Genomic DNA, 14701 nt, shown 5'->3' on the forward strand with positions numbered 1-14701 from the left:
ACCGTCTTGTCAGTTTTTTGCCGCGTTTTTTTTCAGTTGATTCTTCTTCTGGTAAGCGAGAATCTCGAGCACCAGATAAATACAGTAAAAAGAGATGAAGGATACCACGAAATCGATCGACTTGACCATACCCAGCAGATTGATGACCAGCACCAGCGCCATGATAATCAGAAGCCGGAGTGCGACACCGCCGAAAACGACGAGCGTGAAAACCTTCGACTCCTTGTCAAATCCGTACTCAAAGAGCAAGTACCCCGTGAGGCTGTTGAGAATAACCATAAGCCAGGCAACGAAAACCGAGTTGATGTCAATCGGATAGTTTGCCGAGCTCCAGTAAACACCCCCCCATAAAATGACCGACAAGATAAATAACTTTATAAGAAAATCAAACAATGCCTTCATGTCCGGCGATCCTTTTCGTGGTTTCGAGTGTGTTGATGTAAACGGTCATGCTCGCGGTCTGCCTGCCGAATGGTTTTCATGAGCACAAGGGCCATGCCAACCATGCCAACAAGCACTCCGGCCAGCAGAAGCAGAGGCGAGGTGCCAAGCTTCGAATCTGACCAATAACCGAGGAAGACGAAAAGTGCGAAACTCGCGGCGATCTGAATCCCGATCCCGAGATACTCCGATAGCGCTCTGACCGTTCCTCCAAACTGCTCGGAGAATTTATCCTTTTTCCTGTCATTATCTAACATGGTCATCTCCTTTGGAGGCATGAGCCGCTATCGGGTAATAGCTATTGCCTGCCGGAACCTGCGTTAACATCCCGGTAAACATTCCAGGTCGATTCAACCAGCGTGTCCAGATCGCTGTACTGCGGAACCCAGCCGAGCAACTCGCGAGCCATCGCGGAGGTTGCCACCAGATTGGCCGGATCGCCCGCACGACGCGGCGCGAATTCTGCCATAATCTCTTTGCCTGTCAAACGGCGCGCGGCTTCGAGCATTTCGAGCACAGTGACGCCAGTTTCGCTGCCGAGGTTGACCGACAGGCTTTCGCCGCTCTCGATTACCTGCTCGAACGCGAGTACGTGTGCGGTAGCGAGATCGTTGACGTGGACATAGTCGCGGATACAGGTGCCGTCCCGAGTCGGGTAGTCGGTGCCGAACACCGAGAGCATTGGCCTCACGCCCGACGCAACCTCCATGATGACCGGCAACAGATTGGCCGGATTCCTTTCCAGCCCTCGGATGCGCCCGCGCACATCGTATCCGGCGGCGTTGAAATATCTGACTGCCGCGAACTTCAGCCCCTTGAGCCGGTCGTACCATTCGAGAATCCGCTCGATTTCGAGCTTGGTGAAGCCGTAGTAGTTTTCCGGCTTCTTGGGATGATTCTCGTCGATGGGCAAATAAGCCGGGCTGCCGAAAATGGCTGCCGAAGAGGAGAAGAGGAGGCATTTAATGCCGCTTGCCACCGCCTGGTTGATGGTGCCGATCGTACCGCAGATGTTGTGCACGGAGTACTCCTCCGGCTTCTGCATCGACTCTCCGGCAGCCTTCAGTGCCGCCAGATGAACGCAGCCGTCAAACCCGCGATTCATCACCTCGGCCAGCATTTCCGCGTCGAAAATATCTCCACGAACAAACTCCGCGTCGTCAAAAAGATTCTCCTCCCGACCGGTGGAGAGATTGTCGAACACCGTGACCTGGTAGCCCCGGTCGAGAAACTCGCGAGCCACATGACTGCCGATATACCCTGCGCCGCCGATAACGAGAATTTTCATGCCTGAATATTTCATATGGGGTTTATACACGATCAAGCCCAAAGATAACACTTCCCGCCAGATAACTTACGTGGAGCCCACGCGTGATTTGCTTGTGCTCCGAAATCTGCGGCGGTAAAGCTTTCTGTTCAATGGCTGGCTATCGCGACCAAACGAACAGATCAGAAGGGGCGAATCCGATCGAGATTTCACGATTGACGGAAGAGCGTGCCGCGCCGAATCAAACCCTGTTATTTGGAACTGCTTCTTGAAATCGGCAACTTCAGTCACTCCGCTCAGCTTTACCGTTACATCTACCTGCGAAAGATCTACCTGCGAAAGCACCCCTTTTCACGCATATGAACAGATAATTATCAGAACCATGAACCATACTTCGGGTATAACACCTCTCCACCCCTCAATCTTTCACAACATTCTCGGCCTTGTGGCGCTTCAGACTACCCGCGTCGGCGGGGTGAGTGCTTCACCGCTGGATTCGTTGAATCTCGGGACTCACGTCGGAGACGATCCGGAGCGTGTGCGGGAAAATGAGCGACGGCTTTGCGCTTTTCTGGAGATTAGTTGCGAGAGCATCGTGACAACCGGGCAAGTGCACGGGACGGAGATTGCCGTCGTTACCGGGCCGGGGAAACTCGACGGGTATGACGCGCTCATCACCACCGTTCGCGGACTTTTCGTCGGCATCCTGACAGCCGATTGCTACCCGATCCTGATTTACGACCGCCGGACGAGGGCCTGCGGCGCAGCTCATGCGGGGTGGCAGGGCACGGCGGGACGGATCGCTGAAAAGACGGTCAACGCCATGCACAACTCGTTCGGCACCCGTCCGGAGGATTGCCTCGCCTGGGTCGGCACCGGCATCTCCGGTGAATGCTACGAAATCGGCGGCGAAGTCGCTGCCCGCTTCAGTAGCCGCTATCTCAAGCCGTCGCCCTCCGGTGAAGGGCGGCAACTGCTCGACCTCTCGGCGGCCAACCGAGACCAGCTCATCGAAGCAGGCATCCCGCCATCGCAGGTGCAGTGCTCGGAGCTCTGCTCATACCGAGACGCCGACCGCTTTTTCTCCTACCGCCGTGACAACGGCAAAACCGGTCGGATGCTCGCGCTGATAGGACTCAGGCATTCTGACTGAGACCCCTGACCGCTACCAGCATGGTGCCGAGTTTTTCCTCGAGTGCTTTGATGGTGGCGAGGTCGGCTTCGCTGAGGTCGTCGGAAACGACATCATACTCGGAGAATGAGAGCAGTGTTTTGCCGAGCTGCTGTTCGAGAGAACGAATCTCTTCGAGCTGCTCCGGGGTGAGTTTGGACAGGCTGGATAACATGATGAACTCCTTTGTTTGTGCGCCTTCCGAGAGCCGGATGGCGCGGTTGACTGAATCCAGAGAACATCCCGCCCATGCGGACGGTCACAACGATTTATTCGGCTCGCTGTTGGTTAACAGCTCTTTTTGGGATAAATTGGACGTCAGATTTCCGTGCGCCAGCACTCGCTGTTTTTCTACTCGTCTCTCATATCTAATAAAGAAAATTATCGACAATGAGCAACAATGACCTCCTGAACTACTACCACAGGGCCAACGAGCTGGTCTTCAAGGGCCTCATCGAGTTCAGCTGCATGAAGGCCGCTATCGAACTCGACCTTTTCAGCCACATGGCCGAAGGCCCCAAGGACCTCGCGACGCTGGCAGCCGATACCGGTTCGGTACCGCCCCGTCTCGAAATGCTCCTTGAGACGCTTCGCCAGATGCGCGTCATCAACCTTGAGGATGGAAAGTGGTCATTGACCGAGTTTGCCGACTACATGTTCTCGCCGACCCCGAAAGAGCCAAACCTGCATCAGACCCCGGTTGCCAAGGCGATGGCGTTCCTTGCCGATGATTTCTACATGGGCCTTTCGCAGGCCGTCAGGGGTCAGAAGAACTTCAAGGGCCAGGTACCCTATCCGCCGGTCACGCGCGAAGACAACCTCTACTTCGAGGAGATTCACCGCAGCAACGCCAAGTTCGCAATCCAGCTGCTGCTCGAAGAGGCAAAGCTCGACGGTGTCAAGAAGATGATTGACGTTGGCGGCGGCATTGGCGATATTTCGGCTGCTATGCTCAAGCACTTCCCTGAACTCGACTCCACCATCCTGAACCTGCCGGGCGCCATCGACCTGGTCAACGAGAATGCCGCCGAGAAGGGCGTGGCCGACCGTATGCGCGGCATCGCGGTGGACATCTACAAGGAGTCTTACCCGGAAGCCGACGCAGTGCTATTCTGCCGCATCCTCTACTCGGCCAACGAACAGCTCTCGACCATCATGTGCAAAAAGGCGTTCGATGCCATGCGGTCCGGCGGCCGCCTGCTGATTCTCGACATGGTGATCGACGATCCGGAAAACCCGAACTTCGACTACCTGAGCCACTACATTCTTGGCGCCGGAATGCCCTTCTCGGTGCTCGGCTTCAAGGAGCAGGCCCGCTACAAGGAGATTCTCGAAAGCCTCGGCTATAAAGACGTGACCATGGTGCGCAAGTACGACCACCTGCTCGTTCAGGCTGTGAAGCCGTAAGAGTTCGAAGGGAAAGAGATTCCATCACTTGATCGTCACTGAAAAGGCTGCCTCATCGGGCAGCCTTTTCTCGTATAGGGCTTATTTGACTGCACTCTTCAAAGACGACAGGTTCGAGACCTGCCCTTACGCGTTCATCGGCACTTTTCCCAATTCATCAATCGATCAGGCAATTGCTTTTTCGCCCATACAGCTCGTGTGCCTGGCGGAGGATCTCTTCGCGGAAGTCGGGGTGGGCGATGGTGGCGAGCGCTTCAGCTCGCTGGCGGAGGTTCTTGCCGTGCAGGTTGACAATGCCGTATTCGGTGACGACGTACTGCACGTGTGCCCTTGTGGTCACGACACCTGCACCGGGCTTGAGCTGCGTCACGATGCGTGACTCGCCCTTGCGCGTTGTGGCGGGAAGGGCGATGATCGGCTTGCCGCCGGGGGAAAGCGCCGCGCCGCGGATGAAGTCCATCTGGCCGCCGACACCTGAAAAGTGGCGGGTGCCGATCGAGTCAGCGCACACCTGGCCGGTCATGTCGATTTCGATGGCGCTGTTGATGGCTGTCACCTTCGGGTTTTTGCGAATCTCCTTCGTGTCGTTCACGTAGTCCGAGCCGAACATCTCGACCAGCGGATTGTCGTCCACGAAATCGTAGAGCTTCCGGGTGCCAACAAGGAAGCTCGCCACAATGATCTCGTTGTGTGTTTTCTTGCAGCGTCCGTTCACCACCCCCTTTTCAACCAGATCGACCACGCCGTCGGAAAACATCTCCGAGTGGATGCCAAGGTCCTTGTGGTTCGTCAGCGCGGCAAGCGTCGCGTCGGGAATCGCGCCAATGCCCATCTGTAGCGTCGCGCCGTCCTCGACGATGGAGGCGATATGCTGGCCGATCTGGCGCTCGACGTCGGTCAGCTCGTGGCGCGGCGTCTCCGGCAGAGGATCGTCCACCTCGACCAGCGAATGAATCTTGCTGACATGCAGCAGCCCTTCGCCGTGGGTGCGGGGCATGTTCGGGTTCACCTGGGCGATGACGTGCCGGGCGGTATGCACGGCGGCGCGGGTCGCATCAACCGACACCCCGAGCGAGCAGTAGCCGTGACGGTCGGGCGGCGAAACGTGCACCAGTGCCACGTCGAGCGGCATGACTCCGTCGTAGAACATCGCGGGCACGTCGCTCAGAAAAATCGGGATAGCATCGGCGTAGCCGCACTGCACCGCCGAACGGACGTTCCTTCCGACAAAGAAGGCGTTGAGCCTGAAGCTCTCCTGAAATTCAGGTCTGACGTACGGTGCGTCGCCCTCGGTGTGCAGGCTGACGATCTCGACGTCACGCAGATGGCTGGCGCGGCTGACCATCGCCTCGATCAGCCTGAGGGGCGTTGCCGCCGCGGTGTGCAGAAAAACCCTGTCTCCCGACTTGATGGCCATGACGGCCTCTTCTGCGGATATCGTCCGGTAACTCATGATACTTTGACTCCTTTTTGAACTGGTTACAGCTCCGCCTCTGCCTCGTAATTCAGGCGATTAGCCCCAAAGAATGGCGATGCTCATGGATAGTGGTAAACGATAGGGGGCGCGCCGGGAAAAGCGGCTGCGCCCTTTTCCCGAATTGCTTCATTGCAGTGGTGGATTGTTTTTTCGGCGAAGATAGGCCGGAGTATCGGTAGCGCCTTTCCGTATCTGCTCGTCTTCGTCGCTCTGGCCGGGCATAGGGGCCGATCCGCCCGAAGGACGCGATCTGGTGGTGCTGCACGCTCGACCAATATCGAATGGCTCCTGAATAGAGCGGCTTTTTCTGATGTAGGCGGGAATTCTCATGTCCTCGACCACCTGTTCGGGATAGCCTGAGGATTGAACGAGACGTCCGAAACCCTGCACGTGGTGGGCTTTAGGCAGCGTCTTTTCCTGCTGTCCGGAGGACGAAGCGGGTTGTCGCTCCTCTCCCGGTTCAACTCTCTTGAAACCGGTGACAATTACCGTGACCCGGATTTCGCCCGATACCTGCGGCTCATCGACATAGCCATTGATGATCTTGGCATCGCTGCCAACCTGCTCTTCGATGTAGTTCATGGCATCAGCGATGTCGCGCATGGTCACATCGCCCGTGATGTTGACCAGCACCCCCTTGGCACCGCGCATCTTGACCCCCTCCATCAACGGACTGGTGACCGCATCCGACGCGGCTTTCAGTGCGCGACGCTCTCCGGCAGCGGCGGCAGACCCCATGACCGCGTCACCCGCACTCTGCATAATGCTTCGGACGTCTGCGAAATCGACGTTGACGTGGCCGTGGTGGGTAATGATGTCGGCGATACCCTTGACCGCCCGGAACAGCACGTCATTCGCCATGTTGTAGGCCTCGGTGGCGCTGACGCCTTCATCGGCGATGCTCAGGATTTTTTCGTTCTCGACGATGATGAGCGTGTCGATATACTTGCGCAGTTCGGTGATGCCGCTGTCGGCGATACGCGCCTTGATCTGCCCCTCGAAGCTGAAGGGGCGGGTGACGACGCCAATGGTAAGGATGCCCATATTGCGGGCGATGGAGGCGACGACCGGCGCTGCGCCGGTGCCGGTGCCCTTGCCCATGCCAGCCGCGATAAAGACGAGGTCGGCCCCCCGCAACTGCATGGCAATCAGCTCGCGATCATCCTCGGCAGCGAGCCGTCCCTTGGCAGGATCGGCCCCCGCGCCAAGGCCGTTGGTGGCCTTTTTGCCAATTTGCACGCGGATCGGCGCCTTGGAGTTCAGGAGCGCCTGGCGGTCGGTGTTGAAGACGACGAACTCGGCGCCGCTGATCTTCCGGTCCATCATATTGTTGACGGCATTGCCGCCGCATCCGCCGACGCCGACAATCTTGATATTGACTCCGCTGTCCTGATCGCTGTCGAACAGGCCTGGATCGAGTTCGAATGCCATACTCTCTATTCCTTGTTTTTCCTGTCGTTACAGGTAACTATCTCTGCTACAACTGATCCCAAAACTTTTTCAGACGGTCAACAAACTTCTTTCCGGTTGGCGGGGTATCGGGATTCTGCTCGGGACTCTGTTGAGCCTGCGAGGGTTCAGGAGAAGACGTAACCGGCTCCTGAGTCTGCCCGGACGGTGCCGGGGCAACCTCTCCGTAATCCTGGTACAGATTGTTCTGGAGCGAGTGAGCTACCAGACCCATCACCGTTGCGTACATCGGGTTGTTGATCGCATCCTTGATGCCGCCCGAAACCCCTTCCGGATAGCCCGTGCGCACGTCGAGACCGAGAATGTCCCTGGCCAGCTCGCCGGTGCCGGGCAAGAGCGCGCCGCCGCCGGTGATGATGACTCCGGCGTTCAGGTAGTCGTAGTAGCCCGAGCGCTTGATGATGTCTCGCACCAGTTCGAAAATCTCCATCATGCGGGCTTCGATGATCACCGTCAGGGAGCTTTTCGGGAACGACTTGCTCGGCCGTCCCTCGATGCTCTCGATCAGGATCTCCTCCTCCTTGTCGAGCACCTTTGCATAGGCGCATCCGTGCTGGATCTTGATCTCTTCAGCCACGTCGTTGAGTGCCTTGATGCCATAGGCCACATCGTGAGTCACATCGTTGGCCGCAACCTTGATCACCTCGGAATAACGGATCGCGCCGTCGATGTAGATGGCCACCTCGGTGGTGCCGCCGCCGATGTCGATCACCACCACGCCGCTCCGCCTCTCGCTCTCCTTCATCACGGCGAGACCGGAGGCCACCGGCTCAAAGGTCATGGCGCTGACTTCGAGGCCTGCCTTTTCGATGCACTGCTTGATGTTGCGGATCTTGGTCCGAAGTCCAACGACGATGTAGGCGCTGCCGCGCATGATCGTTCCGGCCATGCCGATCGGATCGAGCACGCCATCCTGGTCATCGACGATGAACTCCTGTGGAATGACGTGAATGATCTCGTGGTCGATGTCGAGATAGCGGATGTTGGTTTTGGCCTTTTCGAGGAAGCGCCGCACATCGGACTCGTTGACGATGCCCGACTGGTTGACGCTGATTTCGGAGTTGCTGTAGATGCAGTGGACGTGCGCGCCGGAGATGCCGACGTTGACTCCCTTGATTTTGATCGACGACTCGCGTTCAGCATCGGCCACCGCCTTCCTGATGGCGTCAACCGTCTTGTTGATGTTGACCACCGTCGCCCGTTGCAACCCCTCAGAGTTGGCGCGCCCCTTGCCGAGGACGTTGAGCTTGCCGACGTCGTCCTTTTCGGCGACGACGACGCAGACCTTGGTTGTACCTATATCGAGACCGACTACAATATTGCTCTTCGGCATGAGAAGTTTTGAGTTCAATGGTGTTCATCGGGAAGTTGGCCGCCCGCAGGCGGGGCAACCGGCGCCGCTGTAGAATCTACGGAGGCTTCTTCGTTTACGGGCGAAGTGGCGAACACTCTCTGCCGGAAGCGAAGATCGACCGACTCATAACAATCGATGCCTTTTTTTGCAACAACCTTTTGCCAGAATATCTCGAATTTTTTCAATTTTTCCTTGAAATTCCCGTCGTTTCCGACAACAAAGCGTATTGGCGACCCCGTCACGGTGAACCATGTCTGGTTGTCGGGGGTAAGATGAATGGCTGAAACCATCAGCCGGGCGTAAGTGCTTTGATCGAAGGCGACGAGCAATTCGAAGAGCAGATTCCGGTCCTTGTCATTCAGCCGTCGGACGCCTCCGGGGCGCGCCGGGCGAGTGCTTCTCGCGCCATATACCGGCACAAGGCGAAAGCGCTCCGAGACTGCTTCGTCGGGCAAAAGATTTCCTTCCGTATCGATAATCAGTGGCTGTCCCGCGTCAGCCATGAGCGCTGCCGGACGCCGCTCATCGATGCCGACGCGCAGAATGCCGTTCAGCTCCTTGCTGATTCGCATCTGCTTGATCCAGGGTTCCGGGGCGAGCGCCCGGCGGACATCGTCGAGCCTGACCTCATCCAGATTTTTTCCCTTGAACCGGTTCAGGCGGCGTTCGATGGAAGCGGTGGGAATCAGGTTCACGCCGCTGACCACCACCCGGTGGACCGTCACCTGCTGCTTCCACTGCGTGGCGTACCACGAGAGCGCCGCGACCGCCGCGAGCAGCAGCGCGGCGAAGGTCATCATCACCGGCGTGGTACCGAAAAGTCGGCGCAGCTTGCCACTGCGAGGACGCACCGATTCAGGTGCATCGAGGTCCGGCAGCGCCGGATCTTGACGCAGTTCCTCGCTCCGCTGTTCATGTTTCGGACGAGCCATACTTGTTGCTCCTGTTATGCCAGTCAACGGCGGAGATCATGACGCCGTTGCGTCTGCGTTGCTGCGCATCTCCGTGCACCATGCGGCGAATCGCGCGGCCAGATGCGTGATGTCGCCCGCCCCCATGAAGAGGAAAAGCGTCTCCGGCGCGGCCTCCTCCTGAAGCGCCGCGAGCAGCGCTTCGTGCTCTTCGGTGAACCATACGTTTTTCGCCCCGGCGGTTCTCGATGCTTCGGCCACCAACTCGCCGGTGATACCGGGATAGTCCTCGGCCTTCTCGCGCGACGGGTAGATGCCCGCCACGTAAACCGTGTCGGCGCGGGAGAGCGCCCAGCCGAACTCACCGGCGAACTCCGCCGTCCGCGAGTAAAGATGCGGCTGGAAAACCGCCACGATGCGGTGCTCTTTCCATCCGTCGCGGGCTGCCCGGACGGTCGCCTTCACCTCGGTGGGGTGATGCGCGTAATCGTCGATGACGAGCACGCCGTCAGCGCCCCGGTACTTGACCTGGAAGCGGCGGCGCATTCCGCTGTACCTGGCCAGGCCAGCGATGATCCGCTCCGGCGGCAGGCCGATTTCGAGGCCGACCGAGAAGGCCGCCAGCGCGTTGAGCACGTTATGCCTGCCGGGCACGTTGAGCCGTACGCCGGGGTAGCGCTCGCCGAACGCCTCGACGGTAAAGGTGCTGCCCCCATCGCCGGGTTCGATCTCCGAAGCCATCACATCGGCGTGCTCCTCGATGCCGAAGGTAGTGTAGCGGCGATTCAGCCGGGGAATGATACGCCGGATCTCCGGCCAGTCAACGCAGCAGATGACCCGCCCGTAAAACGGCACCTTATTGGCGAACTCCGCGAAGCAGTCGCGCAGGTTGTCCATCGTGCCGTAGGTGTCCATGTGCTCCGATTCGAGGCTGTTCAGGACGGCTATGGTCGGCGTGAGCTTGAGGAACGCGCGGTCGTACTCGTCGGCCTCGATCACCATGGACTTGCCCTCGCCGACCACCGTGCTTCCCTTGAGGTAGTCCGACACGCCGCCGATCATCACTGTCGGCGACTGGCCCGCTTCGAGCAGCATGGTTGCGACCATTGCGGTCGTGGTGGTCTTGCCGTGGGTGCCCGAGACGCAGATGCCCGATTTGTGGCGCATCAGCTCGCCGAGCATTTCGTCGCGCTTGATGACCGGAATGCCGAGCTTCTGCGCGGCGAGAATTTCGACGTTGCTCTCGGGACGCACTGCCGAGGAGTAGACGACAACGTCGCTCGCGCCGACATTTTCGGCCTGGTGCCCCTGATGGATTACCGCGCCAAGCTCACGAAGCTTGTCGATCACCTCGCCTGAGGCCAGGTCAGAGCCGCTGACCGCGAATCCCGATTTCAGCAGCAGTTCGGCGATGGCGCTCATTCCCGCGCCGCCGATGCCGACGATATGCACATTCTTTGTTTTTCCCAGTTCCATGGGGGGCACTCCTTATGATTTTGATAGCGCGATGATTCTTTCCGCGAGTGTCGCCGCCGCGCCGGGATGACCCTCTCGCCGGGCCGCCTCGCCCATTTGCGCGAGTTTCTCGCGGTCGCGGAGCAGTGTGAGGATCACGTCGAACGACGCTTCTTCGCCGATCTTTGAGTCGTCGATCATGACCGATGCGCCCGCGCTCACCAGCGCCATCGCGTTGTGGCGCTGGTGATCAGCCGCCGCGTAGGGATAGGGGATCAGCACCGAGGGCTTGCCGAGGTTGGTCAGCTCGGCAAGGCTCGAAGCCCCCGCCCGGCAAAGCACCAGATCGGCGGCTCCGTACGCCTTGCCCATCTCCTGAATGTAGGGACCGATCCAGCGAGTTGCCGAAGTGCCGATCTCCCCGCGCATCCGGTCGGCGTCAAGCGCGCCGGTCTGCCAGATGAGGTTGACCGTGCCTTCGAGACGATGGCACAGCTTCAGCACGGCGTTGTTGATCGCCCGCGCCCCACGGCTTCCACCGAAGACCAGCAGCGTCGGCAAACTCCGGTCGAGGCCGAAAAAGTCGAGGCACGACTCCCGGCTCTCGGCGGGAAACTCCCGCGCCGGATTGCCGGTCACGAACACCTCGGATTTTCCTCCGAAAAACTTCCGGCTCTCCTCGAACGACAGATGCACCTCGGTCGCCATGCGCGCCAGCAGTCGCGTCGTCACTCCCGGAAAAGCATTCTGCTCCTGAATCAGTGTCTTCTTGCCCGAAAGCTGCGCGGCGAGGAGCAGCGGCGCGCTGACGTAGCCGCCCGTACCCACCACCACGTCGGGCTGCTCCTTGCGCACAAGCGCCATTGCCATCGAGAGCGATTTGGCGAAGTCGCCGAGAATGAGTGCGTTCTCCACCAGCGCTCGGATCGACAAACCGCGCTTCAGCCCCCTGACCGGAAAGAGTACGAGCCGGTAGCCGAGGCGCGGCACCTCGGTTGCCTCGATTCCGGCGGAGGTACCTGCGAAGGAGATGCTGATACCAGGCACCCGCTTCTTCAGCTCCGCCGCCATCGCCACACCGGGGTAAAGGTGTCCGCCGGTGCCGCCACCTGCGAAGAGCACTTTCATAAGGAACCTCCCTTCGATTCGAGCAGCGCCTGCGCCCGCTCGATGGTTTCGACCTTTTTCCGGTAACGTGAAATGCTGACCAGAAGCCCGATGCCGAGCGAGTTGAACAGCAGCGCCGTGCCGCCGTAGCTGATGAACGGCAGCGCCACACCGGTGGTCGGCATGAGGTGGCAGGCCACGGCGATGTTGATGAATGCGAAGAAGACAATGGCGAAGGTGACGCCGATGGCGACGTAGCGTCCGAACAGGTCGGGAGCGTGCTTGGCGATGATGATGCCACAGGCAAACAGCCCGGAAAAGAGCAGCAGGATAACCAGCGCACCGATAAAGCCGTACTCCTCGCCGATGATAACGAAGACGAAGTCGTTGTACGACAGCGGCAGGTAAAGCTCCCGCTGTTTGCTGGCCCCGAGGCCAAGACCGAACAGGCCGCCGTTGCCGAGGCCGAGCAGCGCCTGGCGCACCTGGTAGCTCAGCTCCTTCTCGCCGCCGCCGAACGAGACGAGGCGGGCGACGCGGTAGGGCGCGGCAATCGCGAAGACTGCCGCAATCGGGATCAGCAGCGAAGCGGTGGCAAGCAGATACTTGATCCGGATGCCGCCGATGAACATCAGCGTGAAGCCGATGATCGCGATGATCGAGGCGGTGCTGAAGTTCGGCTCGAGCGCCACCAGCGCAACAACGATCATCAGGAGCACCAGCATCGGATAGTACCCGTCATGCAGATCCTTGATATACGCTCTCTTTTCAGAGAGCAGCCGGGAAAAGTGAAAAATGATGGCGTATTTGGCCAGATCCGAAGCCTGGAACTTCAGCGGGCCAAATCCGAGCCAGCGGGCGGCGCCGTGAATGACATGCGCCAGCTTGAGCAACAGCAAAATGGCCAACAGACCGATGCTGACAAAAAGAAACAGTTTGCTGATCTTTCTGAAGATATGGTAGTCGATGGCGCCAACCACGAAGATCACCGCCATGCCAGCAATGGCAAAAGTGAGCTGCCGCCAGAGGAAGTACTGCGGGTCGGAAAATTTCTGTTCCGCCCACCCGGCTCCGCTACTGTAAACGACGACCACTCCGATGCACATCAGCAGCGCGACGATCAGGAGCAGCAGCTTGCCGGCGATGTTTTCGCCCCGTCCGGTCGAGGGCAGCAGCGACGCCATCGATTCGGCGGGAGCGTCGTCAAGCTCCAGATCGAAATTCAGTTTAAGGTCATTCAGCTTCATGTCAGCTCCCGGACAAGTTGCTTGAACTGGCGCCCGCGATCCTCGAAGTCTCGGAACATGTCAAAGCTCGAACAGGCTGGCGAAAAGAGCACGCTCGCGCCGGGACGGGCGTTCTGGCGAGCCAGCTCGACCGCCTCCGCGAGCGAAGCGGCCTCGACGACCGGTGTGACGCCACGGAACGCGTCGGCGATCTTCCGGCGCGACTCGCCAATCGCCACGATGCAGGCGACCTTCTCGCGCACGAGGTCGGCGATGGCGCTGTAGTCGTTGCCCTTGTCGCGTCCCCCGGCGATGAGCACCATGCCCGCCGGAACCGACTGAAGCGCTTGCCGAAGCGCATTGACGCTGGTGGCCTTCGAGTCGTTGATCCAGTTGAGGCCGCAGGCGTTTCCGGCAAGCTCCTGCCGGTGCTCCACGCCGCCGAACCCGGCGAGCACGCCCCGCATCGTCTCCGGCGCAACACCAGCGGCCAGCGCCGCTGCGACGGAGGAGAGCGCGTTGTAGAGATTGTGTTCGCCGCGAAATCCCGGCTTCATGATCTCGTCAACCCGCATGAGCCGCTCCGTCGATCCGGACGCGCGGACGACGATCTCGCCGTCTTCGACGGAGACGAAATCTCCCGGCGCGACGTCGAGCGTTTCGGCCCGCAGACCGAGGCGCACCAAGCGGAAGGGCCACGGTTCGGAACGGTCGAAATGGGCGCGCAGGATCGGATCGTCATGATTATAGATGAGGGTGTCGCCCGCGCCCTGCCGGGCGTGGATGCGATACTTCGCAGTGGCGTAGGCTTCGATGCTGCCGCCGTAGCGATCCATGTGGTCGGGCGTGACGTTGGTCAAAACGGCGATGTTGGGCCGAAAGTCGAAGCACGCTTCGAGCTGGTAGCTGCTCAGTTCGAGCACGGCGATGTCCGCCGCCGTCATGCCGGGGACCTCCGACGAAAACGGAATGCCGATGTTACCCACGCTGAAGGCTCGGAATCCCTTCCGTTCGCCCTCCGCCGCGCAGATGCGGTGGAGCAGCGTGGCCGTGGTGGTCTTGCCGTCCGTGCCGGTGATGCCGATGATGCGGGCCGGACAGAACCAGCTCGCCAGCTCGATCTCGCTCACCACGGGAATACCGCGCGCGTGCATTTCGCGGATGACTGGCACGGTTTGCGGAATACCGGGACTGACGATGCACAGCGCAGCCTCGAAGACCCGCTCCGAATGGCCGCCCTCTTCGAACGGCACGCCAAGTTGTCGCAGTGTTGCCGCCGCCTCCGGGCTGACCGCGCCAAATTCGCTTAAGAATGGCCGCGCCCCCGCCCGCGCGAGCAGGCCAGCCGCTGATACACCGCTTTTGCCGGCGCCGATCACCGACGCCACTTTCCCTTTCAGCTCTTCCGGTTTCAC

14 protein-coding genes are annotated in these 14701 nt (G+C 59.7%); 2 read left to right on the forward strand and 12 right to left on the reverse strand.

Translation table 11 applies throughout. The features are described 5' to 3' along the window. Positions 1 to 9: 9 nt before the first annotated feature. From AYT24_RS00115 to galE, 3 genes are read right to left on the reverse strand one after another with little or no spacing between them, the layout of a single operon-like run. Positions 10 to 402, reverse strand: coding sequence for a hypothetical protein (locus AYT24_RS00115; RefSeq protein WP_164926788.1), 393 nt, complete (start codon positions 400 to 402; stop codon positions 10 to 12). Continuing rightward, a complete protein-coding gene (locus AYT24_RS00120) occupies positions 399 to 698 on the reverse strand; it encodes an AtpZ/AtpI family protein (RefSeq protein WP_319792416.1) in 300 nt (99 codons plus the stop codon). Before AYT24_RS00120 ends, AYT24_RS00115 begins: the two co-directional genes overlap by 4 nt. Positions 699 to 739: 41 nt before the next feature. Beyond that, the gene (gene galE, locus AYT24_RS00125; RefSeq protein WP_010931718.1) at positions 740 to 1729 is read right to left on the reverse strand and encodes a UDP-glucose 4-epimerase GalE; all 990 of its coding nucleotides are present in this window, start codon (positions 1727 to 1729) and stop codon (positions 740 to 742) included. Between the two features lie 361 nt (positions 1730 to 2090). Between galE and pgeF the strand changes: the two genes are divergently transcribed. Next, positions 2091 to 2861, forward strand: coding sequence for a peptidoglycan editing factor PgeF (gene pgeF / locus AYT24_RS00130; RefSeq protein WP_010931720.1), 771 nt, complete (start codon positions 2091 to 2093; stop codon positions 2859 to 2861). Here the strand turns inward: pgeF and AYT24_RS00135 are convergent. Beyond that, positions 2845 to 3054, reverse strand: a complete 210-nt coding sequence (locus AYT24_RS00135) for a hypothetical protein (protein ID WP_010931721.1) — start codon at positions 3052 to 3054, stop codon at positions 2845 to 2847. The two genes, pgeF and AYT24_RS00135, sit on opposite strands and share 17 nt — an antisense overlap. 215 nt (positions 3055 to 3269) lie before the next feature. On the opposite strand from AYT24_RS00135, the gene bchU reads away from it, so the two are divergent. After that, positions 3270 to 4286, forward strand: a complete 1017-nt coding sequence (bchU, locus tag AYT24_RS00140) for a bacteriochlorophyllide d C-20 methyltransferase BchU (protein WP_010931722.1) — start codon at positions 3270 to 3272, stop codon at positions 4284 to 4286. A 157-nt stretch (positions 4287 to 4443) separates the two neighbouring features. Here bchU and AYT24_RS00145 read toward each other — a convergent pair whose 3' ends face one another. The 8 genes from AYT24_RS00145 to murD form a co-directional block, all read right to left on the reverse strand. Beyond that, positions 4444 to 5739 carry an acetyl-CoA hydrolase/transferase family protein gene (locus AYT24_RS00145; RefSeq protein ID WP_010931723.1) on the reverse strand — a complete coding sequence of 432 codons (1296 nt, stop codon included), beginning with the start codon at positions 5737 to 5739 and terminating at the stop codon, positions 4444 to 4446. A gap of 150 nt (positions 5740 to 5889) precedes the next feature. Further along, positions 5890 to 7194 carry a cell division protein FtsZ gene (gene ftsZ / locus AYT24_RS00150; RefSeq protein WP_010931724.1) on the reverse strand — a complete coding sequence of 435 codons (1305 nt, stop codon included), beginning with the start codon at positions 7192 to 7194 and terminating at the stop codon, positions 5890 to 5892. Between the two features lie 46 nt (positions 7195 to 7240). Beyond that, entirely contained in the window at positions 7241 to 8566 is a 1326-nt protein-coding gene (gene ftsA, locus AYT24_RS00155) for a cell division protein FtsA (RefSeq protein ID WP_164926790.1), read from the reverse strand. Positions 8567 to 8580: 14 nt separating this feature from the next. Further along, positions 8581 to 9519, reverse strand: a complete 939-nt coding sequence (locus tag AYT24_RS00160) for a cell division protein FtsQ/DivIB (protein WP_010931726.1) — start codon at positions 9517 to 9519, stop codon at positions 8581 to 8583. Between the two features lie 36 nt (positions 9520 to 9555). Then, entirely contained in the window at positions 9556 to 10974 is a 1419-nt protein-coding gene (gene murC, locus AYT24_RS00165; RefSeq protein ID WP_164926791.1) for a UDP-N-acetylmuramate--L-alanine ligase, read from the reverse strand. 12 nt (positions 10975 to 10986) lie between these two features. Then, positions 10987 to 12081 carry an undecaprenyldiphospho-muramoylpentapeptide beta-N-acetylglucosaminyltransferase gene (gene murG / locus AYT24_RS00170; protein WP_010931728.1) on the reverse strand — a complete coding sequence of 365 codons (1095 nt, stop codon included), beginning with the start codon at positions 12079 to 12081 and terminating at the stop codon, positions 10987 to 10989. Further along, positions 12078 to 13244 (reverse strand): FtsW/RodA/SpoVE family cell cycle protein, encoded by a 1167-nt coding sequence (locus AYT24_RS00175; RefSeq protein WP_010931729.1) that lies wholly within the window; start codon positions 13242 to 13244, stop codon positions 12078 to 12080. The genes murG and AYT24_RS00175 overlap by 4 nt, the downstream gene beginning before the upstream one ends. A 59-nt stretch (positions 13245 to 13303) precedes the next feature. Further along, entirely contained in the window at positions 13304 to 14701 is a 1398-nt protein-coding gene (gene murD, locus AYT24_RS00180; RefSeq protein ID WP_010931730.1) for a UDP-N-acetylmuramoyl-L-alanine--D-glutamate ligase, read from the reverse strand.

This window comes from Chlorobaculum tepidum TLS (assembly GCF_000006985.1).
GTDB classification, from domain to species: domain Bacteria; phylum Bacteroidota; class Chlorobiia; order Chlorobiales; family Chlorobiaceae; genus Chlorobaculum; species Chlorobaculum tepidum.

Coding starts and splice junctions, on each gene's coding strand:
- AYT24_RS00115 (WP_164926788.1), bottom strand. CDS start 402: ATGAAGGCATTGTTTGATTTTCTTATAAAGTTATTTATCTTGTCGGTC.
- AYT24_RS00120 (WP_319792416.1), bottom strand. CDS start 698: ATGTTAGATAATGACAGGAAAAAGGATAAATTCTCCGAGCAGTTTGGA.
- galE (WP_010931718.1), bottom strand. CDS start 1,729: ATGAAAATTCTCGTTATCGGCGGCGCAGGGTATATCGGCAGTCATGTG.
- pgeF (WP_010931720.1), top strand. CDS start 2,091: ATGAACCATACTTCGGGTATAACACCTCTCCACCCCTCAATCTTTCAC.
- AYT24_RS00135 (WP_010931721.1), bottom strand. CDS start 3,054: ATGTTATCCAGCCTGTCCAAACTCACCCCGGAGCAGCTCGAAGAGATT.
- bchU (WP_010931722.1), top strand. CDS start 3,270: ATGAGCAACAATGACCTCCTGAACTACTACCACAGGGCCAACGAGCTG.
- AYT24_RS00145 (WP_010931723.1), bottom strand. CDS start 5,739: ATGAGTTACCGGACGATATCCGCAGAAGAGGCCGTCATGGCCATCAAG.
- ftsZ (WP_010931724.1), bottom strand. CDS start 7,194: ATGGCATTCGAACTCGATCCAGGCCTGTTCGACAGCGATCAGGACAGC.
- ftsA (WP_164926790.1), bottom strand. CDS start 8,566: ATGCCGAAGAGCAATATTGTAGTCGGTCTCGATATAGGTACAACCAAG.
- AYT24_RS00160 (WP_010931726.1), bottom strand. CDS start 9,519: ATGGCTCGTCCGAAACATGAACAGCGGAGCGAGGAACTGCGTCAAGAT.
- murC (WP_164926791.1), bottom strand. CDS start 10,974: ATGGAACTGGGAAAAACAAAGAATGTGCATATCGTCGGCATCGGCGGC.
- murG (WP_010931728.1), bottom strand. CDS start 12,081: ATGAAAGTGCTCTTCGCAGGTGGCGGCACCGGCGGACACCTTTACCCC.
- AYT24_RS00175 (WP_010931729.1), bottom strand. CDS start 13,244: ATGGCGTCGCTGCTGCCCTCGACCGGACGGGGCGAAAACATCGCCGGC.